A 26,502-nucleotide genomic window follows, 5' to 3' on the forward strand; every position below is an offset into this window, starting at 1 on the left:
ACCGTCCGGCCCATGCATTGACCGGCCGCGCCTCGCGGCCCCATCGACACCAGGATATGAACATGAACACCTCACCCGTCGTTTTGATCACCGGCGCACTGTCCGGCATCGGCCGCGCAACGGCTTTCGCGTATGCGCGCGCACCTGCGCGCATCGTCGTCTCGGGCCGCCGCGCGGTCGAAGGTCAGGCCCTCGCCGACGCATTGCGCGCGCTCGGCGCGGAAGCCGAATTCATCGAGGCCGATGTGCGTCACGAGGCCCAGGTCCGATCGCTCGTCGAACGCACGGTCGCGCGGTTCGGGCGCATCGATATCGCCGTCAACGCGGCGGGCACGGAAGGCGAAGCCAGCCCCCTCGTCGATCAAACGCCCGAACGCTATACGGATGTCTTCGATGCAAACGTGCTCGGCACGCTGCTCGCGATGAAACACGAACTGCGCACGATGTCCGCGCAACAGCACGGCAGCATCGTCAATGTCTCGTCGACGATGGGTCTGCGCGGCGCGGCCGGACAGTCGATCTATGTCGCGAGCAAGCACGCGGTCGAAGGGCTCACGAAGTCCGCGGCACTCGAAGCCGCGCCGCTCGGCATCCGCGTCAATGCGGTCGCACCGGGGCCCGTGCAGACCGCGATGCTCGACCGCCTCACGGGCTCGGAAGAACGCAAGGCCACGTTCCTGTCGGCCGTGCCGCTCAAGCGCGCGGGCACGCCCGAGGAAATCGCGGACGCGATCGTCTACGTCGCTTCCGCGGCGTTCATGACGGGCGAGATCTTGCGCGTGAACGGCGGCCGAACCGCCGCATAACGCACGCGACGCTCGGTCCGGTATTGCGGGCGGACATATGCGTCGCGTGCACGCGGGCGTACGCGACGCAACCGCGTCGCGCCGCCCGCTTGCTTCTTCACGTTCGGCTCACGTTCGATTCACGTCAGAACGTGTACGTCATCTTCGCGAACGCGGTTCGACCCAGCGAGTTATACCCGTACGCGGTCGAATACTGGCGATCGAACAGATTCGACAGCGACACGGATACCGCCACGTGCGTATTGATCGTGTACGCCGCGCGCAACGCGACCGTCGTGAAGGACGGCAGATAGTCGACGTTCGGCACGCTGTCGTACGTCCAGCCGTTGTAGAGCACCGAGAAGCCCGTGCTCAACGCATGCAGGTTGAACTCGTCCCACGTGTGATCGACGATCAGGCTGAACGTCTGGCGCGGACGACGGCTGAGCCACGCGCTGTCCGTGACGTCCTGCGGATCCAGCAGCCCGACCGACACGCTGACCGGCGTGTACTTGCCGATCGTGCCCTTGTACGAGAAGTCGATCCCCTGGATATGCGCGCGGATCACGTTGAACGGCACGTAGTCGGCATTGAGCGCGATCAGATCGTGCACGCGCGTGTCGTAGAGTGCCGTCGTGAAGGTCCCGATCGACGTCGCCGCGTCGAGCGCGACCTCGACCGTATCGCTGCGTTCAGGCTGCAGGTTCGGATTCGAGTAACCGGGGTAGTACAGATCGTCGAACGTCGGCAACCGGAACGCATTGCCGTACGACACGCGCGCTGTATAAACGGGGTTGATCGCCCACGCGAGCGCGACGTTGCCCGTGTTGACCGACTGTCCTTGAATCACCTCGTGCCGACCCGCGAGGAACAGCGTGACCGGACCGAGCGTCGTCGATTGATGCAGCGAGACGGCCGAATCGTCGCGCGCGGGCACGCCCGACGGAATGTCGACCGGCAGGAAAGCCTGTTCGCGCGTGTAGTCGTAACCGATCTTCGTCTCGCCCGACAGCGGCAGGCCCCAGAGCGTCCAGCCCGACTCCTGATGCGTGAGCGAGGTCGACGACGTGAAGCGCTGCGAGTCGATTTCGTCGGTCGGGATCGTCGGATCGTCCGCGTAGATGTACTGCCGGTCGTTCGCATAACCGAAGGTCTGATCGAATTGGACCGTCGGCGTGATGTCGAGATGGAACGCGACGCCCGTCGTCAGTTGGTGATCGAGCTGGCGATCGTCATAACCGCCGCCGTCATACGACAGATCGGAGCGGTGATAGAGCATGAACGTCGAGATCGACCAGTTGTCGCGCGCATAAGCCAGACGCGCATCGATGTCCTGCGAGTGATACGGATTGCGTCCGTCCTCGTGATACGGTTCCCAGGGCTGGGTCGCATCGATGCCGGCCGTGTTGTAGTCGTGCAGGCCCAACGAATACGTGAGGCCATGCAGTGCGGACAGCGCCCCCGTCGACGGCACCGAACCCGACGTCCGGATTTCCGTGTCGAACGTCTTGTTCGAGCCGCCGCCGAACGAAACCGTCGTCTGGTTGGGTTGATCCGAGGCCTTGCGGGTGAAGAGCTGCACCACGCCGCCAACAGCGTCGGCGCCGAACGAGGCGCTCGCGGGCCCCGAGATAACTTCGACGCGCTCGAACGCCTCGGTCGGCAAGTCGGCCCACTCGGCGACGCCCGTCGTCGACGAACCGACGCGGATGCCGTCGATGAACACCGCGACCTGGCTCGACGACGAACCGCGGATGCTGACCGTCGCCGTCGCGCCCGGACCGCCGGACTGCGACACGGTCACGCCCGGCAGCGTCGCGAGCGCCTGCGTAATGCTCGGATCGGCCGGCGAGAGCCGATCGAGATCCTCGCGCGTCAGCACCTGCGTCGTCGCATAGCGCCCGTCGAACGAGCGCGGCAGATGCGATGCGTCGACGTCGACCTCAGGCAGCGCGACGACAGGGCCGACCTGCTGCGTCGTGTCGGTCTGCGTCGCATCGTCGGCTGCGTGCGCGCACTGCAGTCCGCCGATCGTGATGGCTGAAGTCATCAGCACATGGCGCAGTTTCATGGAGAGTCCTTGTGTATTCGAATGATTGAAGGGCAATGAAAACCGCCCCCCGGTACCGCGCTTGAATCCGATCCGTTTGCGACGCAAACGCACGTCACGTCGAATCATCGGATGGATAGATCGATGTACACGCCGACACACGCGGCGAAAAGGTGGCGCGACGCTCCCTGCGAGGGGACGCCATGCGAATCGGAGAACATGAGACAGGTCCTGAGGTCGGGGCTGTCCAAGCACAGACGCATCGCCATCGGCGATGCTCGCACACTGGGACACCCCGCCCCGTGCGCCTGCGCGGACCTCGGTCGATGGCAGGTCTCCTGGCTCGCGGGTCGTCGCCATCTGCCGACCTTCCCGGAAAATCCAGTGGTCGCGTGGGGCAGAGGCTCACCGCTCACAGTTGCGGGGGCAGCCGCAGATTCGAGCCGCGAGGCTCTGACTGCGTTCCCTTTTGATCCCGGTCAAGGGAACCATCGGGGGCGAGATTACCGATATTGACAGGCCTGCGTCAATGCTGGTGTCGGCGCCTGTGGCGATCGCGACAATGCGATGCGCAAGGCTTGCATCCGCTCGAACATCGCGCCATGCGCGCCCTCCATCTCATTTCATTTTGCTTTCAATGCGGCGACGCTTCACACATGGCAACGTATCAGCGCCGCGCACGATTCGCGTGCGACGCCCATCGTGCTGGTACGCTCATGGCCTTGTCCGACCTTGGAGAGACCTCGACGTGACTCAGATCCGGCCCATGACGTTGCACGACTACGACGCCGTCATCGCACTCATGAAGCAGACGCCCGGCGTATCCGTTCGCGATGCGGACTCGCGCGACGCCGTCGGCCGCTATCTCGAACGCAATCCCGGCTTGAGCTTCGTCGCGTGCGCGGACGAAGCCGACGGCATCGTCGGCACCCAGGCTGCGCATCGCGCGATCGTCGGCTGCATCATGTCGGGCCACGACGGTCGCCGCGGCTATCTCCAGCATCTCGTCGTGCATCCCGATCATCGCCGCCGCGGACTCGGCGGCGCGCTGGCAACGCACTGCATCGATGCGCTCGCCGCGCTCGGCATCCACAAATGCCACGTCGATGTCCTCAAGAACAACGCAAGCGGCGCGGACTTCTGGACACGCCAAGGCTGGTCGTTGCGGACCGATATCGACCGCTATTCGCATATCCGCGGCGGCAACGCGAACGCGTGAACGTGAACGTGAGCGTGAGCGTCCGAACCTGCGACATCCGCACGCGGCGAGGTCGCCGCATTCCATTTAGAATTTCGCCTCACGAATGAGGGAGGATCGATGAGTTACGCGATGGTGCTTGGCGTGGGCTTCCTGGCGGGTCTGCTCAGCGGCGTGATCGGGACCGGATCGTCGATGATGCTGATGCCCGTGCTCGTGCTGCTCTACGGTCCGCAGCAAGCGGTGCCGATCATGGCGATCGGCGCGATCATGGGCAATCTCGGCAAGGTCCTTTCGTGGTGGCGCGAGATCGATTGGAAAGCCTGCGCGGCATACACCGTCACGGCGGTCCCCGGCGCGATGCTCGGCGTACGGACTTTGCTCATCTTGCCGCCGCATGCGGTCGAGATCACGCTGGGCCTGTTCTTCATCGCGATGGTCCCCGCGCGCCGCTGGCTCGCGCAGCATTCGATCCGCTTCACGCTCGGCCAACTGTCCCTGATCGGCGCGGGCGTCGGTTTCCTGACCGGCATCGTCGTGTCGACGGGACCAATCACGGTGCCCGTTTTCATGGGCTACGGACTCGTCAAGGGCGCGTTCCTCGCGACCGAGGCCGCGGGTTCGCTGGCCGTCTATGCGGCGAAGGTCGGCGTGTTCGAGCATTTCGGCGCCTTGCCGATGCGCATCGTCGTCGACGGATTGATCACGGGCTTCTCGCTGATGCTCGGCACCTTCGCCGCGCGGCGCATCGTCGCGCGCATGTCGCCGAAAGCCTTCAAACTCGTCGTCGACGGAATCATGTTCTCGTCGGGCCTGTCCTTGTTGTTCGCGGCCGCGCGCTGATTGCGGCGTTATTGCGACGTTATTGCGGCATGCTCGGCACGAGCTTGCGCGCGATGAAATGCAGCCACCACGCATTGCTGTCGCTGTCGGGCGAGATCGGCTGCGCGTCCGTGCTGCCGAAGACGATGTCGAGTTCGAGACCGAGCGCTTCGAGTTGTCGTTTCTGCTCGGCCAGCGTCATGTAGACGATCATGATGCCGAAATTGTGCGCGGCGCCGACCGCGATCGCATAGCCGCCGAAATCGCGATTGCCGCGTGAATGCCGCAGGTAGTTGTAGATCCCGACCGGCAAGACGCGCAGCGATTGCAGCGTACGCCAGCCGAGCCGCACGGGATTCGGCGTAAAGCGCGGCATCAGCTTCCAGATTCGCTCGCCATAACCCGGACCATGCCGGTTGTGCGAAGAAAACAGCAGATAACCGCCGGGCCGCACCACGCGGCGCATCTCGCTCAGGATCCGCACGCGATCCTCGTAGTCGACCGAATCGATGCCGTTGTAGCTGAACATCGCGAGCGCGAAATGATCGGACGGCAGCGACGACATGTCGCGCGCGTCCATATTCCGGAGGTCCGCATCGGGAAATCGCGCACGCGCGCGATCGAGCAGTCCCGGCGTGTAGTCGACGCCGACGTAGTCGGTCGAGATCGCGCGCATCAATCCGACGGTGCGTCCCGCGCCGACACCGATATCGAGAACGGGCGCGCCCGTGCAGTGCTTCGCGACCCACTCGAACGCGGCCTCTTCACCGGGATCGGTCCACGTGCTTTCGAGTGCGTAGCTGCGTAACGATTCGCGCGAACCCCACGTCGCGCGATTGATCGTATCCAGATCGATTTCACGTGTCATCGCAAACTCCTTGACATGGCGCCGCGCGCGCACCGCCGCGAGACCAAGGTCAGGCGAGCGCACACGGGGGGCTTCGTGGATCGTGTAGAGCGAAATGCGAGGGCGCCGATCGGCGAACGTCCGACTGCGCAATGTGGAAAAGCCGAGGGCTTTCGAGGCGCTTGCGAACGCTTTCATCAAACCATTCGACGCATCAGAGGGTCTGTGCGAAGGCGCACGTTCGACGCGCTCGAACCGCGCCGCGCAAGCGTCATCACGCTGTCACCAAACCCATGCCCATCAAGCGATCGGCCCGCATCGAACGAATCAAATCGAGCCGGTCCGACGCATATCGCGCGTTCAGCGTTTCGCAAGCCTCGTCGTCATCGGTGAATCTTGCTCAGACGACGTGCGCGCGTTCGGCATCGACATATTGCTTGGCATAGCGCGCGGGCGGCACACCGACATGCCGCGCGAACGCGACGCTGAACGCACTTGCCGAACCGTAACCGACGCGCTCCGCGACCTCGGCGATGCCACCCGCTTCGTGTCGAAGCAAACGCTTGGCCAACGCCATGCGCCAAGCAAGCAGATAGGCCATCGGCGCAACACCGACCGCGCGGCTGAAGCGCTCGAAAAACGCGGAGCGCGATAGTGCGGCTTCTTTAGCAAGCGCCGCGACAGTCCACGCCCGCGTCGGACTTTCATGCATCCGGCGCAACGCGCCCGCGAGACGTTCATCGGCAAGGCCGCGCACGAGCCCGGGCGATGCCGCCGTTCCCGCCGAACGAAGCGCTTCGATCAGCAGCACTTCGAGCAATCGCGCGAGTACGACTTCACGCGCGGGACGTCGCTCACGCGACTCGTCGCTGACGAGCGATACGAGTGTCGCAAGCCGAGGCTCCGTGCGGACATGGACGAGCTGAGGCAACAACGACACGAGCAAACCCGCATCGGGCGAGCCAAACACGCAGTGACCGATCTGCAGGCGAACATCGGGCGGTCCGCTTGGCTCGCCGACCCGGAATTCGCCGTTCGCCAAAGCGACCGGCGTCGTGACGAGGCCCTCCGGCGCGAGCGGATCGACGCTCGACGTCGAGAATCCGCGTGCCGACGGGATCAGCACGAAATCCCCCGTGTCGAGGCGCATCGGCGCATGTCCGTCGACCGTCAAACAACACGATCCCTCAAGAATCACGCAATAAAACGGCTGCCCCGTTTCCTCGGGCCGGCGCACGCGCCACGCCCCCGCGCCGCCGACGGCCTTCGAGAACGGCGCCTCGGGCTGGAGCAAGGTGACGACTTCCGCGAGTGGATCGACCATGACTGGACTCTTGCAAACAAACCATGGACTTTCAAGTATAGCGAGTCCGGCTCCAAGTCCCTATCGTCCTGGACACACACCTGGGTTCTTTGGAGACGTCTGTCATGAAAACCGTACTGATCACCGGCTGCTCGTCGGGTTTTGGACTCGAAGCCGCCCGTTATTTCCTTGAGCGCGATTGGCACGTCATTGCCACGATGCGCACGCCGCGTGACGACGGATTGCCTCGTTCCGAACGTCTCCGCGTGCTCGCGCTCGATGTCACGAATCCGCGCAGCGTGCGCGACGCCGTCGAGGCCGCGGGACCCATCGACGTGCTCGTCAACAATGCGGGCATCGGACTGCTCAATGCGCTCGAAGGCGTGTCGATCGATGCCGCGCGCGAGATCTTCGAGACCAATACGCTCGGCACGATCGCGATGACGCAAGCCGTATTGCCGCAGTTCAGGCAGCGCAGAGCCGGCGTCATCATCAACGTCACGTCGAGCGTCACCTTGCGATCGTTGCCGCTGTTGTCCGTCTATACCGCGAGCAAGGCCGCCGTGAATGCATTCACGGAATCGGTCGCGCTCGAACTCGAAGACTTCAACATCCGCGTCCATCTCGTACTCCCGGGCCGTTCGCCCGAAACACGCTTCGGCGAGAACGCACGCGCTCGAATGGCGAACGGTATTCCGCAGCCCTATGAAGCGCTCGCACAACGCGTGTTCGCGGGATGGGCCGAATCGACGAGGGTCACGTATGCGCGTGACGTCGCCGACGCCGTCTGGCGAGCCGCAAACGATGCGTCGAGCGCGCTGAGGATTCCGGCCGGCGAGGATGCCGTGGCGTGGGCCACGGCCACGGCTTGATCGACGTCGTTTCAATCCGTATGCGCTTGTAGCGCGTGCCGCGCGAGTTCGGCGATATGCATGACGCGCCGGCCCGCGCCGTGCTCGATCTGTTCGCGGCAGCTAAAACCGTTCGTGACCACGATCGTGTCCTCGCGCGCGCGGCGAATCTGAGGCAGCAAGGCATCCTCGGCAATCCGCATCGACATCGCATAGTGCTCGGGGTTGAAGCCGAACGATCCCGCCATGCCGCAACAGCCCGTATCGAGCACCGACCATCGAACCCCGAGCTTGTCGAGCAAGGCCGTCTCGCCCGCCATGCCGAACAGCGCCTTCTGATGGCAGTGTCCATGCACGACGACGTCCGCATCGAGCACGGGCCATTCGAATGCCGCGCGCGACACGAAGTCGGAAAACAGATAGGTCTGCTTCGACAGCGCGCTCGCGCGCGCATCGCCGGGCCACTGCTTGAGCAGTTCGTCCTTGAACACCGACAAGCATCCGGGTTCGAGACCGACGAGCGGCACGCCCTGATCGATTTCGTCGCCGAGCGCGTCGAGCACGGCGCCGAGCATCGCGCGCGCCTCGTCGAGCAGCCCGTAGTCGTAGAGCGGACGACCGCAGCACAGGTGCTTGCGCGGCAGCACGACGTCATAGCCGATACGCGTCAACGTCTCGTAGGCGGCGATCGCGATGTCGGGCGAGAAGTGTTCGTTGAACGTATCGACCCAGAGCATCACCTTGCCCGCGCGGCCGGGCACAGGCAGGTCGCGCCGCTTCGCCATCCGTTTGCGAAACGTCTGCTTCGCGAAGCTCGGCAACGCGCGTTGCGGCGCGACGCCCGCGACCCATTTGCCGAACCGCGCGAACGGCGGCGCTGTCAACAGCGACGCAAGCATCGGCACGCGGCTCACGACGGGCGCCCACTGCCCGATGCGCCCGAGCCACGCGGCCTGACGCGGACGCCGATGCGTCTCGTAGTAATGCGCGAGAAACTCGGCCTTGTACGACGCCATGTCGGTATGCGTCGGGCAATCCGACTTGCAGCCCTTGCACGCGAGACACGTGTCGAGCGCGTGCTTGACCTCGTGACTGCGCCAGCCGTCGGTGATGACTTCGCCCTGCAGCATCTCCCAGAACAGATGCGCGCGGCCGCGTGTCGAATCGCGCTCCTCGCGTGTCGCGCGAAAACTCGGGCACATCGTGCCGCCGTCGAGCGCACGGCATTTGCCCATGCCGATGCAACGCTCGACCGCGCGCTGGAGCCCGTCGCCTTCGCGACTCGCGAACGCCAGCTTCGTCGTAAGCTGTACGGGCTTGTACGCGGGCCCCAGGCGCAGATTCTCGTCGGCGCGATACGGATCGACGACCTTGCCCGGATTCAATCGATGCGCGGGATCCCAGATCGCCTTGAATTCGCGCATCGCTTCGATGATCCGTGCGCTGTACATGATCGGCAGGAATTCGGCCTTCGCTTGCCCGTCGCCATGTTCGCCCGACAACGAACCGCCGAATTCGACGACCAGATGCGCGGCCTCGTGCAAAAACGCGCGCCAATGCGCGATGCCTTCGGCCGTGCGGATATCGAAGGTGATCCGCGCGTGCACGCATCCGTCGCCGAAGTGGCCGTACAGACTCGTCTCATAGCCGTAGCGATCGACGAGCGCCTGAAAGCGGCGCAGATAGTCGCCGAGACGCAGCGGATCGACGGCCGCGTCCTCCCATCCGACGATCGGATCGGGCCGGCTCGGATCGATGCCGAGCGCGACCGCCGACGCACCCGTTTCGCGGATCGACCAGATCAGTTGCTGCTGCCGCTTGTCTTCGACGATGCGCGTCGAGATGCCGATGCCGCCGTGGCCCGCATCGAAATAGGCGGCCGCCTCGTGTACGCGCGCGCGTGCATCGGCCTGCGACGCGGCGCCGAATTCGAGCACGACCCACGCATCGCCGTCGGGCAGCAACGCGATCTCGTTCGCCTTGAGCCCGCGCGCCTGCAAGCCGCGAATGATCTGGCGATCGAGCCCCTCGATCGCGATCGGCGAAAAACGCTGGAAATGCGCGATGGCGTCCGCCGCCGTGTAGATATCGACGAAGCCGAGCACGAGCAGCACGCGGCACGGCGGGCTTTCGACGAGTCGCACCTTGGCCTGCAGCGTGACGGCGCACGTGCCCTCGGTACCGACGAGCGCGCGTGCGACGTTGAATCCGTTTTCAGGCAGCAATTGTTCGAGATTGAAGCCCGAGACGCGTCGCGGGATCCGCGGAAACTCGGCACGGATCGCGTCGGCATAGCGATCGCGCAGATCACGGAGCTTGCGGTAGATCTCCGCGCGGCGGCCGCCGTGCCGCACGATCTCATCGAAGTCGGCATCGCTTGTCGGACCGACCCAGAACCGCGCGCCATCGTAGGTCGCGATTTCAAGCGCCTCGACGTTCTCGACGGTCTTGCCCGCCATGACCGAATGCGCGCCGCACGAGTTGTTTCCGATCATGCCACCGAGCGTGCATCGGCTATGCGTCGCGGGATCGGGCGCGAACGTGAGACCGTGCGCCTCGGCGGCATCGCGCAGCGTGTCGCAGATGACGCCCGGTTCGACGATCGCCGTGCGCGCGAGCGGATCGATCGACACGACGCGATTCACGTACTTGCTCGTATCGGCGACGACGGCCACGTTCACGCATTGACCGTTCTGCGACGTCCCGCCGCCGCGCGTCAGGAACGGCACGTCATGACGCCGACAGATATCGAGCGTCGTCACGAGGTCGTCGATATCGGCGGGCACGACCGCGCCGAGCGGCACCTGGCGATAGTTCGACGCATCGGCCGCGTAGAGCGCCTTCGTGCCCGCGTCGAAACGGACTTCGCCGCGCACCTGCGTGCGCAGACTGTCTGCGAGTCGTTCAAGCAACGCGGCGCTCGCCTCGAAGGGCACCGCGGGCTTCGATTCAGATCGTTGCATTCGACGTCATCTTGAAGATGCGTAGCGCACGGCATCGGCACACGGGTCGACGACCCCATGTTGCGATGCATGATCGAATGCGCGCTTGCGCGTGAGGATGCCGTATTTGACCACAAGCGGCATCGGGACCGCCTCACGCATGAACTGGCGCACCTCGGTCTCGCATGCGCCGCGCCGCCTGTGCAATTTCGCAATACCCGACGTTCAAGTTCGCGCTTGAACGCCCGCCGGGCCTTCTGCAGAATGGGCGCGGCCGCCGATCCGGACCCCGGCATCGGTCTTCACGCTTCGATCACGTCAGCACAGCCCCTTCCCGATGAGCACGATCCAGAATCCCGTCCTGCGCGGCTTCAATCCCGACCCCTGCGTCTGCCGCGGCAAGGACGCGTGGTACATCGCGGTCTCGACATTCGAGTGGTATCCGGGCGTGCTCATTTACGAATCGAAGGACTTCGTCAACTGGACGCTCAAGGCCACGCCGCTCGACCGGCTTTCGCAACTGAACCTCATCGGCGAGCAGCCTTCGGGCGGGATCTGGGCGCCCGCGCTCTCGTATCACGACGGCCTCTACTGGCTCGTCTACACCGACACGAAGGCATGGAAGGGTGAACAGAAGATCTCGCCGCTGCGCGACATGCACAACTACGTCGTCACGGCGCCCGATATCACGGGACCGTGGTCGGAGCCCGTGCATCTCGTGTCGGGCGGCTACGATCCGTCGCTGTTCCATGACGACACGGGCAAGAAGTGGCTCGCGTATATCCGCCGCGATTTCCGCGGGATTTATGAAGACCTGTTCGCGGGCATCATCATCCGCGAGTACTCGGTCGAGCAGCAGCGGCTCGTCGGCGACGAGCACGTGATCTACAAGGGCGCGAATCTGCGGACCGACTACTTCATGAAATGCCAGATCTACGAAGCGCCGCATTTGATGAAGAAGGACGGCTGGTATTACCTGATCACCGCCGAAGGCGGCACCGGCTACTCGCACGCGACATGCGTGTCGCGCTCGCGCGATCTGTTCGGCCCCTACGCATTCCACCCCGATACGCCGATGCTCACGTCGCGAGACGTGCAGCGGCGGATTCAACGCACGGGCCACGGCAATCTCGTCGAAGGTCCTGGCGGCCAGTGGTATATGCCGTATCTCGGCTCCCGTCCGATCGAGGGCGAGACCAAGCGTTCGCCGCTCGGACGCGAATCGTGCATCGCGCCGATCGAATGGCGCGACGGGTGGCCATGTCTCGCGATCGGCGGCGTCGTGCCCGGCGAATCGTTCGAGGTCGCCTCCGATGTCGCGCAGCACCTCGATTCGAGCTGGTCCGTCGATTTCGGCCAATGCCGCTCGATCCCTCTCGAACTCCAAAGCCTGCGCATACCGAAGTCCGACGACTGGTGCACGCTACACGAGCGCCCCGGTTATCTTCGGATCCGCGGACAGGAGTCGCCGACGTCGCGGTTTCATCAAAGCCTGCTTGCTTGCCGGATCCGCGATTTCGAATTCGAACTCGAAACCGCGTTTGAATTTACGCCGACCTCGTATCTGCAGATGGCCGGCGTCATGGCGCGCTATGACGAGAACACGTTCTTCTACGTGGCCGTCACACGCGACGACGACGGCGCAAAGATCCTCTCCTATACGGAGATGGATGCGGGCAGCTTTACCTATCAAAATCGACTCGCGAGCTTGCCCGAGGACACGGAGATCGGTCTGCGCATTCGCGTCACGGGTACGACGCTGCGCTTCCTTTATCGCGCGGGTACCGACGAATGGACGGATCTCGGGCTCGAAAAGGACTTCACGAAGCTCAGTGACGAATACGCCACGCCGATCGGATTCACGGGTGCGTTCGCCGGCATCACGGTCAACGACATGCTCGGCTTCAAAACGCCTGCCGATTTCAAATCGTTCTCGTATACTCCGCTGACCGTATAACGCGCGAGCGAGGGTCGACGATGGCGCCGAAGGACTTGTTGCTTGCGCTCGTGGTCGTCGTCGCCTGGGGCGTCAATTTCGTCGTGATCAAGGTCGGGCTCGACGGCGTACCGCCGATGCTGCTCGGCGCGCTACGCTTCACGGTTGCGGCGATACCGGCCGTCTTCTTCGTCAAGCGGCCCCGACTGCCGTGGCGCTGGCTGTTCGCCTACGGCCTCACGATCTCGTTCGGGCAGTTCACGTTCCTGTTCACAGCGATGTACGTCGGCATGCCCGCGGGCCTCGCTTCGCTCGTCTTGCAGGCGCAGGCGTTCTTCACGCTCATTTTCGCGGCGCTGTTCCTGCACGAGCGGTTTCACGCGCGCAATATACTCGGCCTCGCGATCGCGGCGGCGGGGCTCGCCGTCATCGGTTCGCAAAGCGGCCGCGCGATGACGATCGCCGGCTTCGTGCTGACCTTGTGCGCCGCCGCCTCATGGGCGCTCGGCAATATCGCGTCGAAAAAGGCCGGCAAGATCGACCTGCTCGGACTTGTCGTCTGGGCGAGCCTGATCCCGCCGATTCCGTTTGCCGTGTTGTCGTACCTGTTCGAGGGGCCGCAACGCATGGCGAACGCGCTCACGCATCTCGGCGCGACGTCGATCTTCGCCGTCGTCTACCTCGCGTTCATTGCGACGCTGCTCGGCTACAGCCTCTGGGGACGCCTGCTCTCGCGCTACCCCGCCGGGCAGGTCGCGCCGTTCTCGCTGCTCGTGCCGATCGTCGGACTCGCATCGGCCTCCTGGCTGCTCGATGAGCGACTGACGTCGATACAGATCGCGGGCGCGGCGCTCGTGATGATCGGCCTTGTCGTCAATGTCTTCGGGGGATGGTTACATCAGCGGCTAAGTTTCCTGCACTGATCAACAAAAGGCCGCTCCGAAGAGCGGCTTTGAGCGCGCAGCGGCCTAGATGGCCGCCGTGCGAACGTCAGTCGTCGAGCAGCGACAGGTCGCGCACCGCACCCTTGTCGGCCGACATGACGAACTTCGCATAGGCCTTGAGCGCGCCCGACACCTTGCGCGGACGCGCCTTCGCGGGCTTCCAACCCTTCGCGTCCTGTTCCTCGCGGCGACGCGCGAGTTCTTCATCGGACACGAGCACGTTGATCGTGCGGTTCGGAATGTCGATGCGAATCTTGTCGCCGTTGCGCACGAGACCGATCGCACCGCCCGCCGCCGCTTCGGGCGAGCAGTGACCGATCGACAAGCCCGAGGTGCCGCCCGAGAAGCGGCCGTCGGTCAGCAATGCGCAGGCTTTGCCGAGGCCCTTCGACTTGATGTAGCTCGTCGGATAGAGCATCTCCTGCATGCCGGGGCCGCCGCGCGGACCTTCGTAGCGGACGATGACGATGTCGCCGGCCTTGACCTTGTCGGCGAGGATGTTCTCGACCGCTTCGTCCTGAGATTCCGTCACATGCGCCGAGCCCTCGAACACGAAGATGCTCTCGTCGACGCCCGCCGTCTTCACGACACAGCCGTTGAGCGCGATATTGCCCGTCAGCACGGCCAGGCCGCCTTCCTTCGAGAACGCGTGCTCGTACGAGCGGATACAGCCTTCGGCGCGGTCGAGATCGAGGCTCGGCCAACGCGTGTTCTGGCTGAACGCGACCTGCGTCGGAATACCGGCCGGACCCGCCATGTAGAACGTCTTGACGGCGTCATCCTGCGTGAGCGTGATATCCCACTGTGCGAGCGCATCGCCGAGCGTGTCGGCGTGAACCGTCGGCACATCCGTGTGGAGCTTGCCCGCGCGATTGAGCTCGCCGAGGATCGCCATGATGCCGCCCGCGCGGTGCACGTCTTCGATGTGGTACTTGTTCGTGTTCGGCGCGACCTTGCACAGCTGGGGCACGACGCGCGACAGACGGTCGATGTCCTTCATCGTGAAGTCGATGCCGGCTTCCTGCGCGACCGCGAGCAAGTGCAGGATCGTGTTCGTCGAACCACCCATCGCGATATCGAGCGTCATGGCGTTTTCGAACGCCTTGAAGCCGACCGAGCGCGGCAGCACGCGTTCATCGTCGTGCTCGTAGTATTGGCGCGCGAGTTCGACAATGCGACGGCCCGCGCGCTTGAACAATTGCTCGCGGTCCGCGTGCGTCGCGACGACCGTGCCGTTACCCGGCAGCGACAAGCCGAGCGCTTCGGTCAGGCAGTTCATCGAGTTCGCCGTGAACATGCCCGAGCACGAACCGCAGGTCGGACACGCCGAGCGTTCGACTTCGGCGACTTCGGCGTCGGAGTACTTCGTGTCGGCCGCGATGACCATCGCGTCGATGAGGTCGAGCTTCTTGATCTCGATGGCCTTCGTGACGGGGTTCGCCAGACGCGTCTTGCCCGCTTCCATCGGGCCGCCCGAGACGAAGACGACGGGGATGTTGAGGCGCATCGCGGCCATCAGCATGCCTGGGGTGATCTTGTCGCAGTTCGAGATGCAGACCATCGCATCGGCGCAGTGCGCGTTGACCATGTATTCGGTCGAATCCGCGATGATCTCGCGGCTCGGCAGCGAATAGAGCATGCCGTCATGGCCCATCGCGATCCCGTCGTCGACGGCGATCGTGTTGAATTCCTTCGCTACGCCGCCTGCCGCTTCGATCTCGCGCGCGACGAGCTGGCCGAGATCCTTGAGGTGGACGTGTCCGGGGACGAACTGGGTAAACGAATTGACCACCGCAATGATCGGCTTCGAGAAGTCTTCGTCTTTCATGCCGGTGGCACGCCAGAGCGAGCGTGCACCCGCCATGTTGCGGCCGGCGGTGGAGGTCTTGGAACGGTATGCGGGCATCGTGGGTCGTCGAGGGAAATATCGCTGAATAAAAGCGGGCCACGGGAATAAGGGCCTCTCGTGTGCCCGTGCGATCAACCTTTTGAGCCTCGCTCTGGGCAAGCTCCGCGATTATCCCACAGAGGGCGCAACCGTTTCCGTGTACACCGTATCGCGGTTTCCCCGGCTTTCCCGTCCGTGGCGGGCCTGCTTGCCCTCGTCTGCGGCGATCTTTAGTCCGCGTGCCTGAGTGCCTGAGTGCCTGAGTGCCTGAGTGCCTGCGTGCCTGCGTGCCTGCGTGCCTGCGTGCCTGCGTGCCTGCGTGCCGCAGCAGGCTAAACCCGCGCCGGCCAGACATAGAGCGCGACAGCCTGACGCTGCGCACCGCCGCGGGACGCCGCGGCCTGCCGCCCTCGAAACCAGAACTCGATCGATGCGACGCATGTACCCGGCTTGACCTGCGCGTCGAGCAGATCGGCGAGGCCCGACATCTTGCCCGGCATCAGATAACACGTGACCACGTCGGCATCGGAGAGATCGCGTCGCGTGAAATCGCCCCATGCGAAGCGGAGATTCGGAAGGCGGCGCGCTCTGAAACGCGACACCCAGTATGGGAAAGGCGAGAGTTCGACGCCATGAATGCGCGCTTGCGGGAACGCGCGCGCCAACGCGATCGCAAGCGATCCCCATCCGCTCCCGAGTTCGTAGATCACGGCGTCTTCGGCGATATGGGCCTCGCGCAGCAGCGCAATCACGTCACGCGCCGCGCGCGCGTTAGACGGCAACGACGGCGCGCCCGTGAACGCCAGCGAGATCAACAAGGACGCGCCGATCAGCAGCGCGCCGCCGACGAGCACGGTCGATACGAGTTCTTCCATCTTCAAACGCAAGCCGCCATGTTTGTCATCGCCGATATCGAGCCGCCTCGATACCGCGCACCCGGTACGCGCCGTCGAGCCGCCGCTGCGAGTCCCGACGCGCGATCCGCACCGCGATTCTCGCGAAATTCCGCACCGAAATCGAACGTCATGGCGAACGCCACGGTTTCGTTTATTTATACCCGGATAATATTGACATTATATTTTAACCCGGGTGAAAATAGACCGCGTCGGGATCGATATATCTCGATCCCCATCCATTCACAAGGTCAGCCATGACAACGTTCGATTTGAATCGCGGCGCGATCGCGCCGGTCGCCGACGAGGTCGATCTCGTCGAGATCCGCCATAGCGGAGCCATCCCGCGCGATCTCGACGGATCGCTGCTGCGTAATGGTCCGAATCCGTTGCGCGGTCGTTTTGAAGGGCACGACATGGTGTCGTGGTGGCCCGAGTCCGCGATGTTTCACGCGATCGCGTTCCACGACGGGCGCGCGACCGGATATCGCAATCGATGGGCGCGCACGCGCCGCTGGGCCGACGTGTTCGCGCCCGAACGCGCGGCGGTGTCGTGCGATACGAATCCGAACGTCAACGTCCTCACGCATGCGGGCGCTGTGCTCGCGCTCGCCGAAGGCGGTCCGCCGTTCGCGATCACGCGCGCGCTCGATTCGACCGGCATGCCCGCGACGCACGCGGGACTGGCCGGCGGCATGACCGCGCATCCGAAAGTCGATCCGCGCACGGGCGAGCTCATGCACTTTCGCGCCGACTGGCAAGCGCCGTGGTTACGCTACGGCGTCTGCGACGCGCATGGGCAATCGACGCTCGACATCGAAGTTCGGGTCCCCGCGCCGTCGATGATGCACGACATGGCGATCACGGCCACGCACAGCCTGCTGTTCGATTTAAACGTCGGTTACGACTTCTCGATGCTCTCGCGCGGTTACCGGATGCCGTTGCGCTGGCATGGTGAACGTCAGGCGCGCATCGGCGTCATCGCGCGACACGGCGGGCCGATGCGATGGTTCGACATCGCGCCGTGCTTCATCCAGCACGTCGTCAACGCGTATGACGCGCAAGACGGATCGATCGTGCTCGACGTCGTCCGATATCCGTGGTTTTTACGCTTGAATAGCGAGGGTTCGGCATTCGACGACAACCCGCTCGGCACGCTCTGGCGTTATGCGATCGATCTTCGGCGCGGCTCCGTCACGGAAACGCAGCTCGACGAGCGCGGCATCGAATTGCCCCGAATCAACGAAGACCGCACGGGACGTCGCCACCGGTTTCTCTATGCGGTCGAACAGCCGTCGAATGTCGAGATGCGCGGCATCGTGCGTCACGATCTCGCGAACGGCACGGCGATGCGTTACGCCGTGCCCGAGGGCGACCAAAACAGCGAGCCCGTGTTTGTGGCGCGGCCCGACGCGTCGTCGGAGGACGACGGGTGGGTGCTCGCGTGGATCTATCGCCATGCGACCGATACGAGCGATCTTGTCATCCTCGATGCGCAGGCGATCGATCGCGGCCCCGTCGCGACGATCCATCTTCCGAGGCGCGTGCCGGCGGGATTTCATGGCGCATGGGTGCCGTCACACGTCGGGCCTTGAGGCAGGGCGCTTGAGGCAGGACGCTTGAGGCAGGGCGCTTGAGTCGGGCCTTGAATCGGGCCTTGATGGCTTCGGACCCGCCTCCGCACAATGACACGCGGGCTTCATGGACAACGCGCTCCGCGCGTGCGCGGGCTCATACGACGCGCTTTGGCGCGGATCGCCGCTTCGACAGGTAGCGATCGACGAGCCATGCAAGCTCGCGCCGCAGTTCGGGCGACGCCAACTGCCCCTGTCTCGCCGCCTCGTGGACCGCGCCCGCCAGCGCGCCCGCGAGCACCTGCGCGCCCAGCTTCGTATCGCCGACGAAATCGGGCACGTTGACTTTGAACAGCGCCTCATAAGCATGTCGGCATTCGATGTCGAAGCGATCGTGCATCTGCCGCTCGGTTTCGCCGCGCGGACACTCCTCGAGCAACACGCGATGCGCGGTCGCATGCCGGCTATGCACGGCGATCATGCCGTCGACGAGCGCCGCGATACGCGCCGAACGCGGCGCGCTTCGATCGGCCGCGGCATGCAGGACCGCCAGCACGTCATCGAAATGACGTCGCCGCACGGCTTCGATCAAGGCAAGCTTGTTCGGGAAGTATTGGTAGAGCGAACCGATGCTCGCGCCGGCCGCCTGTGCGACGTCGTTCGTCGTCAGGCCTTGCCAGCCGCGTTCGCCAAGAATGTGAGCCGCCGCATCGAGGATCGCGTCGATCGTCGCCCTCGATCGCGCCTGCTTCGGCGCTTTGCGCATCGAAGCCGACGGTTCCGGAATGCGAGTAGCCATCGATGGACCTCCGCACGAAAATATGAGCAATATGCTCGCATTTTCGGACACGGTCGAGACGACCGCCGACATGCGCATCGCACAACGGACGGAGCACGACGATGGCGACCGATCGCATGCAGGGGCGGGATCGACGGCTGCAATGGCCGCTCTATATCGGCGCGCGCTTCGTCTCCGAAGCGGCCGCGCTCGCGATGTCCGTGGCGGTCGGATGGACGGTCTACAAGGCGTCGGATTCACCCCTCGCGCTCGGCGTCGCGGGTCTCGTGCAGTTCGTGCCGATCGTGACACTCTCGCTGCCGGCGGGCGAGCTCTGCGATCGCCTCTCGCCGCGCCCCGTCATCGTCGCGGGGCTCGCGCTGCAAGCGCTCTGCGCGCTCGCGCTGTTCGGATGGACGGCGTGGGGCGCGTCGATTCTATGGCCGCTCTTTGGCGTGCTGGCGCTGTATGGCGTCGCGCGCGCGCTCGTCGAACCCGCGGAACAGGCCTTGTTGCCGCTGCTCGTCGCCCCTCGCGACTTGCCGCGCGCGATTGCCCGCGGCTCGACAGCCTGGCAGCTCGCGGTCATCTCGGGTCCCGCGCTGGGCGGGCTCGCCTCCGCATTCGGATCGGCGGTCGCTTACGCATGTTGCGCGCTCGCGTTTCTCGCGGCGTTAGCGGCGCTCGCCGCACTCGACGTTCGACGTCCGCCGCACGTCGACGTCGCGGGGTGGCGCGAGCGTGTATCGCGCATCGTCGACGGCGTGCGCTTCGTCAAGTCGGAACCGATCGTGCTCGGTGCGATGTCGCTCGATCTGTTCGCGGTGCTGCTCGGTGGAGCGACCGCGCTGATGCCCATCTATGCGCGCGATATTCTGAAAGTCGGTCCGCTCGGGCTGGGTCTCATGCGCAGCGCGCCCGCGATCGGCGCGTGTCTGTGCGCGTACGTCCAATCGCGCAGGCCGACGATGCGGCGCGCGGGTCCGACGCTCTTCGCGGCGATCGCGGTCTTCGGCATCGCGACACTCGTGTTCGCCGTTTCGCGATCGTATGTCGTGTCGCTCGTCGCGTTGGTCGTCGTGGGGGCGAGCGATATGGTCAGCGTGAATCTGCGTAGCGCGATGATCCAGCTCCGAACGCCCGATGCATTACGCGGCCGCGTATCGGCGGTCAATGTGCTGTGCATCGGCGCGTCGAGCGAGCTCGGCGCATTCGAATCCGGCGTGGCGGCAACGTGGCTCGGCACGGTACCGTCCGTCGCCGCGGGCGGAATCGGCGCCTTGTGTATCGCCGCGATCTGGATGGCCGCCTTCCCCGCGCTCAGACGCGTCGATCGCATGCCGCGCGCGGATTGATCGTCGTGTCCCCATTCATCGCGCAACCGTCAGCACGATGCGCTTCGAACTCTCGGCGCGTTCCCAGCATTCGGCGACCGACGACAGCGGGATCGCCTCCGTTTCGATATGCAAACGCGCCGGCAATGCGATCTCGAACACCGACTTCAGCGCGTGCATCAGACGCGGCATCGGCACGCTGCCGATCCCGCTGCCGAGCAGCGTGATCGCGGTCGAGCGCAACACGGCGCCCGGCAACGGCAGGTCCTCGCCGCCGATCGATCCGATCTGCACGAAGCGCAACGGATAGCCGTCAGGCAGCGCCTTGGCCGCCGCGATCAATGACGCACGGGCGCTCGGCCCCCACAAATAATCGAGCACGACATCGATGCCCTCGCGGAAATGCGACGCGAGCGCGCGTTCGAGATCGGCCTCCGGTTGCGTCAGCGAAATCGTCGCGTCCGCGCCTTCCGACCTCAGCGATTCGAGCACAGCCTCATTGCGCCCGGTCGCAATGACCTTGCGCGCGCCCAGATGCTTGGCGATCTGCACGGCCAGGCGACCCGAGCTCCCCGTCGCGCCGTTGACGAGCACCGTTTCGCCCGCGACAAACCGGGCCCGCTCGATCAGCGCCGCATACGAAGACATGCCGGGAATCGCAAGCGCGGCGGCGGTGACGTCGTCGAGCCCGTCGGGCAACGCGATGCAATGCGCGTCCTCGACGACGCAATGCTCGGCCATCGCGCCGAAAGGCGCGGGAGGAAAGGCGAAATACACGCGGCGACCATCGTCGAGACACCCGGTCCCGTCGACTCCCGCGACAAACGGATAGCGCGACGACGACGAATAATGCGTGCCCGATGCACGCGCCCGCGTCACACGGCTCAAGGCAGCCGCACTCACGGCGATCGACCGAAGCCCGGGCTGCGCCTGCGGCACGGCGAAGTCGGCATAGAGCGGGGGCGTATGGGCGGCGGTCACGACTGCGGCTTTCATGGGAATTCCTTATATACGGTTCTGAATCCAAGCACGGAGCCCGGCATCGCGGACCTCGAGTACGTCGAACAGGCCGATCGCGCGTAACGCGGGAAGCGCCTCGACGATATCGGCTTGCGCTTGTGCCTTGGCATCGGCACTCGCGTGCGGATCGCTCCACACGCGCGCATTGACGAGAAACGCCCCGACCGTGCCCTTACGCACCGTCGTGCCGTTGATGTCGCCCTGATTGACGTGATCCGGAAGAAAATCGCTCGCTCGCATGGTCCACGCTCCGTGGCTTTCGATAGGTGCCCAGTCTAGATCTGCGAATTCGGCCATACTCCGGCATATCGGACTTTCGATACGGTGTTTTGGCCATGACCGGTTTCCTGATCCGTCCGGACCTCGTGCTGTCGGACGCGGGCCCCTTTCTCGCGGCGGCCGAACTTACGCAGAAGGAAGCGCGCGATACGGCGCCGCATTCGCACGCGCGCGGACAATTGATGGGCGCGATCAGCGGCCTCGTGTCGGTCGGGCTCGACAAACAGCACTGGGTCGTGCCGGCGATCCATGCGATCTGGATTCCTCCGCATCACACGCATTCGATCCGATCGCACGGACCGTTCTCGGGATGGAGCGTGTTCGTGCGCGAGTCGCGATGCGCGACCTTGCCCCCGACCCCGCGCGCGATCCGCACCAACCCGTTGTTGCGAGAAGCGATACATCGCGCCGCCACGTGGCCGGGCATCGATCTGAACCCGGCTCAGACACATATCGCCGAGGTCATTCTCGAAGAGATCGCGTCGGCCGACGAAGTCGCGCTGGGATTGCCCGAGCCCGAGGACCCGCGGCTCGTGCGGATCGCTCAGGCATTGACGCGCGACCTTGCCGACGACCGTCGGCTTGAAGCCTGGGCGCAATGGGCAGGCGTCGCGCCTCGCACCTTGAGCCGGAAATTCGCGGCCGAGACCGGATTGAGTTTCGCGCAATGGCGCCAGCAAGCCAGGGTGCTGCGCGCGCTCGAATTGCTCGCGGACGACGTGCCCGTCACGACGATCGCGCTTGAGCTCGGCTATGACAACGTCAGCGCGTTCATCGACATGTTTCGGCGCGTGATGGGCGTCACGCCGGGACGATACGGCAACGATGCGGCGCAAGCGTAAGCACGACGCATGCGTCGATATTCGACGCGAATACATAAAATCTGCCGCAAATCAATAGGCCGTCGCGCTAAGGTGACATTCCTGGCTATCTAGCCTGCACGCCCATTCATATTCAGCGATACTCGCCCCCCTTCTCGCAACCGTCTTTGAAAGACATTTGAAACACCTTTGAATCAAGCGTATATCGCGCGGCATGACGGATATGTTTGCGACATATGCACATATTTCCTCGGTGCAGAAAAATGTGTCGAAGGGAAGACTACTGCTTTATCAATCGGCATTTCGTTGTATAGCAGCGACATTGCGTCGCGCGATCACAACGGCCGCGCACGGCGCGGCAGCGATGCGGCGGATTCGCGCGAAACGCGCGTGCCGTCAGTGATTTAAGCGCAAAACGATGCCCGTTCGAAGACGCTTGCGACGATAGATTCTTTAGGGATCTTTGCGCTCTTTTAACGTGTAGCGATCGAGGTGATCCGCACAATTTATTTTTGACTTCATATAGTGACTAGACGTTGATTCCAATTCCCCTGTGATCAACCGTAATTTCGTGGAGCCCCCTAAAACATGAAGAAATCTTTAATCTCCGTCGCAATTCTCGGCGCATTCGCCGCAACGGCCCATGCGCAAAGCAGCGTGACGCTGTACGGCCTGCTCGATACCGGCTTCGTCTACACGAACAATCAGCTCGGCGGTCATACGTACCAGCTCAACAGCGGTTCGACGCAGAACACGGTCTTCGGCTTCAAGGGCAATGAAGATCTCGGCGGCGGCCTGCAAGCGGTCTTCAAGCTCGAACAAGGCTTCCTGCTGAACAACGGCGCTCAAGCATTCGCTGGCGACGGCTTCGGTTCGCAAGCATGGGTCGGCCTGCAAAGCGACGCGTACGGCACGGTCACGCTGGGCCGTCAGTTCGACGTGATGAACGACCTCGTCGGTCCCGTCACGGCGGAATTCAACACGTGGGGCGGCAGCCTCGCGGCGCATCCGTTCGAGAACGACAACCTCGCGGCGAACTCGGTCGTGTTCGACAACACGGTCAAGTACGTGAGCCCGACGTTGAGCGGCGTGACGTTCGAGACGATGTACTCGTTCAGCAACAAGACCGAATTCGCCGACAACCGTGCATACGGTTTCGCGCTGTCGTACGTGATGGGCCCCGTGAATCTTGCCGCGGGCTACCTGCAGATGAACAACGTCGGCGACGGTACGGGCGCAGCGAGCACGAGCGACACGAGCGCGAACTTCCTCGCGCAACGTCAGCGTATCTGGTCGCTCGGCGGCAACTACACGTTCGGCCCGGCGCAAGTCGGCCTCGTGTGGAGCCACACGCAGCTTGACGACGTCGGCGGCGTGTACTCGTTCGGCACGGGTTCGTATCTTGGCGCAAGCGACGACGCGGCGGGTTCGCTGACCGGTTCGCTGCGTATGGACAACTTCGAAATCAACGGCAAGTACGCACTGACGCCGGCGCTGAGCCTCTCGGGTTCGTACACGTACACGCACGGCGCGTACAACGGCACGAATCCGGGCTGGAACACCGCGATGCTGCAATCGGACTACGCGGTCAGCAAGCGCACCGATTTCTACCTCGAAGGCGTGTATCAGAACGTCCACGGCGCACCGGCTGACTCGGTGCTCTCGCACGCGATGATCAACACGCTGTCGCCTTCGTCGACGGACACGCAAGTCGCCGTCACGGTCGGTATGCGTCACTCGTTCTAATCCCGCATCCGGCCCGCGCGGCCGGATTCAGGACTCGCGGCGCCATGGAGTCGATCGCACGCACTGTGCGGCCGGCGCCATGGCGCCGTTTTCGTTGAACAGGCGCTCGATTCGCTCGGCCGGACTGGCAAAGCCGCGCAAACGACATACAGTATTGCGATAGGGACGCGCGATTCGACACGGTGAGCTGCATGGCATACCGATCGGCGGTCCCTGGAGCGCGACGTCCCGCCGGCGCGGCCCGTGTGCCGCAAGGCAAGAACCGGCGTTCCGATCGCGCAGTTCAAGCGCGTGTAGCACACCACTCAGAGGACATGACATGCGTCGCTTCTTGCTGTGTGTGGCGGTCGGTGCGGCTTGCGTTGCCGCGTCGGGATGTGCGGTGCTCGATCAGACGAGCGACACCGTCGAAAAGGACTTCAGCGGCACATACCGTGTCGCGAGCCAGTCGCGCAGCGATACGCTGCAGGTGTCGCAGGCGGAGATCGCATTCGATCGGAACGGCGCGCAGTTGTCGTCGGCGACGATCCGGCTTACGGGCGCAAGCGTGCCGGCGGGCTGGACGCTCACGAAATGCGGCGATCCGGGGCCCTTCGTGTCGTCGACGTTCGCGATCGCCGACGATCCGTCCAAGCTTGAAATGATCGTCTGCAGCAATCAGCAGCCCGTCGAGGATTTTCCGGTCGTCTACCTGATCCGCAGCAAGGACGGCAGTCCGATCGATTTCACGTTTCCGGCGCTTGATTTCTCCAACAAGCGCATCCATGCCGACGCGGGACGTGTGATGGTGATCAAGTGGAACCCCGTCAGTCATTCAAGTTATGCGTTGCAGCCGGGCTGACGGAGACGGTCCCCGTGCAGCGATCGTTGAATGGCACGGGGTTTGCGGCCCGCAAGGGCCCGATCAGCATGAATGGAGCGGAATATGACCATTGAATTCTCCGGCCGGCGTGAAGTCATCGCGGCGGCGCGCGTCGCGTTCGAGGCCCAGGTGAACGGCCGCGACGTCTGGTGCAGCGTGTCGCTCGACGCGCTCAACGAGCGCTTCGGTAACTCAGGGACGTCGTCGCACGATCTGGTCGGCGCGTTCGAAGCCCATCGCACACAAATCGAACGCGCCGCTACGCGCGTGCTCGAGCGCAATGGCGGCGCCTCGGTCGAACTCGAACCCGGCGACTTCAATTAGCGGGATCCAACCCTTTATCGATTCGCGTCCGCGGGTTCGCGTCGGTATTTGCGTCGGTATTTGCGTCGGTATTTGCGTCGGTATTTGCGTCTGTATTTGCGCCTGTATGTACGTCCGCATTCGCCGCGGGCGGACATCCGATCCGTTCGACACCCGGCGCGCATGCGCTGGCGGGCATCGTCGGCGGATCGTCATGCGATGAACGCCGCACGACGGACCCTGACTGCGTGTCGCCGCTCGTGGCGTCCGGCAGGTCGAAATTCGGCAATGTGCCGGGCAGCAGGCGCTTGACCATGCCGGGTTGCTGCGGCGCGGGCAGCGTCGCCGTGTCCGACTCCGGGTCGCCCGAGCCCTGTGCATCGTCAAGGAACAGCCGGCGCTGCGCCGCGCGCGGCGCGACGGCCCCTTCGAGCCGCTGTTCCGCGTGCGTCTCGCGCCATGCGGGCGCATGCGTCGACGGAACGGAGCGCCAGACCAGCACGAGCACCATCGCCGCGACGACGATCCAGCCATAGCGCGCGTTATTCGACGCCGACGACCTCGGCCGCGGTGCGCGGACCGTTTCGCGAAACGGTCCGCGCGCATGCGTCTGGGTCGATGCGCCGCGCGACGTGCCGGATTCGCGTCGCGCACCCGCGCCGGCCGAGGCGCGGGCGTCCGAAGCGCGCGACGAACCGGTCGAGGATCGCGGCGGCGCATCGCGGGTGTCGGTTCGATGCTGACCGCCTGCATGGGTCTGGAATTGGGCGTGTGCGTTGCGCAAGTGTTCGTATTCGCGCGCGACGTCGCGCGCGAGCGGGGTCGCGAGACTCGGCAGACAGCCTTCGCCGCGCAAGGCGCGCGCGAGGGTATCGGCGTTCGGTGCACGCTGCACGAGTTCCCAGGCGCGCGCATGCCAGTCGGTCGGCTGTGCGCGAGACGGGCCCGCGGCGTGCGCGCGATCGCGGCCGGAGGTCGATCCATAGGTGTTCGATTGCGAAGCGGACTGCGCGTAGGCGTTGCGGCGGCGTGCGAGTTCGGCCTCGAAGACGGCTTCGCGCGCGAGTTCGTCGTCATACTGCTCGCGCGAGTCGGGCGAGATCAGCGTGTCGTACGCCGTGCGCACGCGCGTGAACATCTCCGCGCTCCGAACCGGGTCATGCTGGTTCTTGTCGGGATGATATTTCTGCGCAAGGCGCCGGTAAGCGGTCTTGATTTCGGCAAATGTCGCCGTTGGGGCAAGGCCGAGGGTGTCGTAATGCGAGTCCATTGCGGGGATCCGCCTCGCCGCGCCGGCATCGGAATCGATGCCGACTGCCCGAGTCG

Annotated in this window: 22 protein-coding genes and 1 riboswitch; of the genes, 12 read left to right on the plus strand and 10 right to left on the minus strand. The window is 64.5% G+C overall.

Annotated elements, in window-relative coordinates:
* Positions 1 to 62 precede the first annotated feature (62 nt).
* On the plus strand, positions 63 to 806 hold the full coding sequence (locus D7S86_RS24815) for an SDR family NAD(P)-dependent oxidoreductase (RefSeq protein WP_121090678.1): 744 nt from the start codon (positions 63 to 65) through the stop codon (positions 804 to 806).
* A 124-nt stretch (positions 807 to 930) separates the two neighbouring features.
* Here the strand turns inward: D7S86_RS24815 and D7S86_RS24820 are convergent, their stop codons facing one another.
* Complete coding sequence (locus tag D7S86_RS24820) at positions 931 to 2,856, minus strand: TonB-dependent receptor domain-containing protein (RefSeq protein ID WP_121090680.1); 1,926 nt, start codon at positions 2,854 to 2,856, stop codon at positions 931 to 933.
* Between the two features lie 290 nt (positions 2,857 to 3,146).
* A riboswitch (cobalamin riboswitch) is annotated at positions 3,147 to 3,343 on the minus strand.
* Between the two features lie 240 nt (positions 3,344 to 3,583).
* On the opposite strand from D7S86_RS24820, the gene D7S86_RS24825 reads away from it, so the two are divergent.
* Positions 3,584 to 4,054 carry a GNAT family N-acetyltransferase gene (locus D7S86_RS24825; RefSeq protein WP_121090485.1) on the plus strand — a complete coding sequence of 157 codons (471 nt, stop codon included), beginning with the start codon at positions 3,584 to 3,586 and terminating at the stop codon, positions 4,052 to 4,054.
* Between the two features lie 99 nt (positions 4,055 to 4,153).
* Complete coding sequence (locus D7S86_RS24830; protein ID WP_121090487.1) at positions 4,154 to 4,876, plus strand: sulfite exporter TauE/SafE family protein; 723 nt, start codon at positions 4,154 to 4,156, stop codon at positions 4,874 to 4,876.
* A 19-nt stretch (positions 4,877 to 4,895) separates the two neighbouring features.
* Here D7S86_RS24830 and D7S86_RS24835 read toward each other — a convergent pair whose 3' ends face one another.
* Positions 4,896 to 5,723: a class I SAM-dependent methyltransferase gene (locus D7S86_RS24835; protein ID WP_121090682.1), complete on the minus strand. Its 828-nt coding sequence runs from the start codon at positions 5,721 to 5,723 to the stop codon at positions 4,896 to 4,898.
* A gap of 379 nt (positions 5,724 to 6,102) precedes the next feature.
* Positions 6,103 to 7,026, minus strand: a complete 924-nt coding sequence (locus tag D7S86_RS24840) for an AraC family transcriptional regulator (protein ID WP_121090489.1) — start codon at positions 7,024 to 7,026, stop codon at positions 6,103 to 6,105.
* Between the two features lie 104 nt (positions 7,027 to 7,130).
* Here D7S86_RS24840 and D7S86_RS24845 point away from each other — a divergent pair, with 104 nt between their 5' ends.
* Positions 7,131 to 7,877, plus strand: coding sequence for an SDR family oxidoreductase (locus tag D7S86_RS24845; protein ID WP_121090491.1), 747 nt, complete (start codon positions 7,131 to 7,133; stop codon positions 7,875 to 7,877).
* A gap of 11 nt (positions 7,878 to 7,888) precedes the next feature.
* Here the strand turns inward: D7S86_RS24845 and D7S86_RS24850 are convergent, their stop codons facing one another.
* Positions 7,889 to 10,819, minus strand: coding sequence for an FAD-binding and (Fe-S)-binding domain-containing protein (locus D7S86_RS24850; protein WP_121090493.1), 2,931 nt, complete (start codon positions 10,817 to 10,819; stop codon positions 7,889 to 7,891).
* Between the two features lie 316 nt (positions 10,820 to 11,135).
* On the opposite strand from D7S86_RS24850, the gene D7S86_RS24860 reads away from it, so the two are divergent.
* Positions 11,136 to 12,755 (plus strand): glycoside hydrolase family 43 protein, encoded by a 1,620-nt coding sequence (locus D7S86_RS24860; RefSeq protein WP_121090497.1) that lies wholly within the window; start codon positions 11,136 to 11,138, stop codon positions 12,753 to 12,755.
* A gap of 20 nt (positions 12,756 to 12,775) precedes the next feature.
* Complete coding sequence (locus tag D7S86_RS24865) at positions 12,776 to 13,657, plus strand: EamA family transporter (RefSeq protein WP_121090499.1); 882 nt, start codon at positions 12,776 to 12,778, stop codon at positions 13,655 to 13,657.
* A gap of 67 nt (positions 13,658 to 13,724) precedes the next feature.
* Here the strand turns inward: D7S86_RS24865 and ilvD are convergent, their stop codons facing one another.
* Entirely contained in the window at positions 13,725 to 15,584 is a 1,860-nt protein-coding gene (gene ilvD, locus D7S86_RS24870; RefSeq protein ID WP_121090501.1) for a dihydroxy-acid dehydratase, read from the minus strand.
* Between the two features lie 314 nt (positions 15,585 to 15,898).
* On the minus strand, positions 15,899 to 16,441 hold the full coding sequence (locus D7S86_RS24875) for a methyltransferase domain-containing protein (protein WP_121090503.1): 543 nt from the start codon (positions 16,439 to 16,441) through the stop codon (positions 15,899 to 15,901).
* Between the two features lie 275 nt (positions 16,442 to 16,716).
* Between D7S86_RS24875 and D7S86_RS24880 the strand changes: the two genes are divergently transcribed.
* Positions 16,717 to 18,054 carry a carotenoid oxygenase family protein gene (locus D7S86_RS24880; RefSeq protein ID WP_121090505.1) on the plus strand — a complete coding sequence of 446 codons (1,338 nt, stop codon included), beginning with the start codon at positions 16,717 to 16,719 and terminating at the stop codon, positions 18,052 to 18,054.
* 136 nt (positions 18,055 to 18,190) lie between these two features.
* Here D7S86_RS24880 and D7S86_RS24885 read toward each other — a convergent pair whose 3' ends face one another.
* The gene (locus tag D7S86_RS24885; protein ID WP_205962890.1) at positions 18,191 to 18,832 is read right to left on the minus strand and encodes a TetR/AcrR family transcriptional regulator; all 642 of its coding nucleotides are present in this window, start codon (positions 18,830 to 18,832) and stop codon (positions 18,191 to 18,193) included.
* Positions 18,833 to 18,933: 101 nt separating this feature from the next.
* Between D7S86_RS24885 and D7S86_RS24890 the strand changes: the two genes are divergently transcribed.
* Positions 18,934 to 20,166, plus strand: a complete 1,233-nt coding sequence (locus tag D7S86_RS24890; protein ID WP_205962891.1) for an MFS transporter — start codon at positions 18,934 to 18,936, stop codon at positions 20,164 to 20,166.
* A 15-nt stretch (positions 20,167 to 20,181) separates the two neighbouring features.
* Here D7S86_RS24890 and D7S86_RS24895 read toward each other — a convergent pair whose 3' ends face one another.
* Together D7S86_RS24895 and D7S86_RS24900 are read right to left on the minus strand one after the other, a co-directional pair.
* On the minus strand, positions 20,182 to 21,141 hold the full coding sequence (locus tag D7S86_RS24895; protein WP_121090509.1) for a quinone oxidoreductase family protein: 960 nt from the start codon (positions 21,139 to 21,141) through the stop codon (positions 20,182 to 20,184).
* 9 nt (positions 21,142 to 21,150) lie between these two features.
* Positions 21,151 to 21,405, minus strand: a complete 255-nt coding sequence (locus D7S86_RS24900) for a hypothetical protein (protein WP_121090512.1) — start codon at positions 21,403 to 21,405, stop codon at positions 21,151 to 21,153.
* A gap of 95 nt (positions 21,406 to 21,500) precedes the next feature.
* Between D7S86_RS24900 and D7S86_RS24905 the strand changes: the two genes are divergently transcribed.
* The 4 genes from D7S86_RS24905 to D7S86_RS24920 all read left to right on the plus strand — a co-directional run bounded on the left by D7S86_RS24905 (position 21,501) and on the right by D7S86_RS24920 (position 25,197).
* Complete coding sequence (locus tag D7S86_RS24905; protein ID WP_121090514.1) at positions 21,501 to 22,286, plus strand: AraC family transcriptional regulator; 786 nt, start codon at positions 21,501 to 21,503, stop codon at positions 22,284 to 22,286.
* Between the two features lie 567 nt (positions 22,287 to 22,853).
* The gene (locus tag D7S86_RS24910) at positions 22,854 to 24,011 is read left to right on the plus strand and encodes a porin (RefSeq protein ID WP_121090516.1); all 1,158 of its coding nucleotides are present in this window, start codon (positions 22,854 to 22,856) and stop codon (positions 24,009 to 24,011) included.
* 319 nt (positions 24,012 to 24,330) lie between these two features.
* Entirely contained in the window at positions 24,331 to 24,852 is a 522-nt protein-coding gene (locus D7S86_RS24915; RefSeq protein ID WP_121090518.1) for a hypothetical protein, read from the plus strand.
* Positions 24,853 to 24,936: 84 nt separating this feature from the next.
* Positions 24,937 to 25,197 (plus strand): DUF1488 family protein, encoded by a 261-nt coding sequence (locus D7S86_RS24920; RefSeq protein WP_121090686.1) that lies wholly within the window; start codon positions 24,937 to 24,939, stop codon positions 25,195 to 25,197.
* Here the strand turns inward: D7S86_RS24920 and D7S86_RS30015 are convergent.
* Positions 25,190 to 26,446, minus strand: coding sequence for a J domain-containing protein (locus D7S86_RS30015; RefSeq protein WP_121090520.1), 1,257 nt, complete (start codon positions 26,444 to 26,446; stop codon positions 25,190 to 25,192). The two genes, D7S86_RS24920 and D7S86_RS30015, sit on opposite strands and share 8 nt — an antisense overlap.
* Between the last annotated feature and the right edge of the window lie 56 nt (positions 26,447 to 26,502).

This window comes from Pararobbsia silviterrae (assembly GCF_003628125.1).
Lineage (GTDB): Bacteria > Pseudomonadota > Gammaproteobacteria > Burkholderiales > Burkholderiaceae > Pararobbsia > Pararobbsia silviterrae.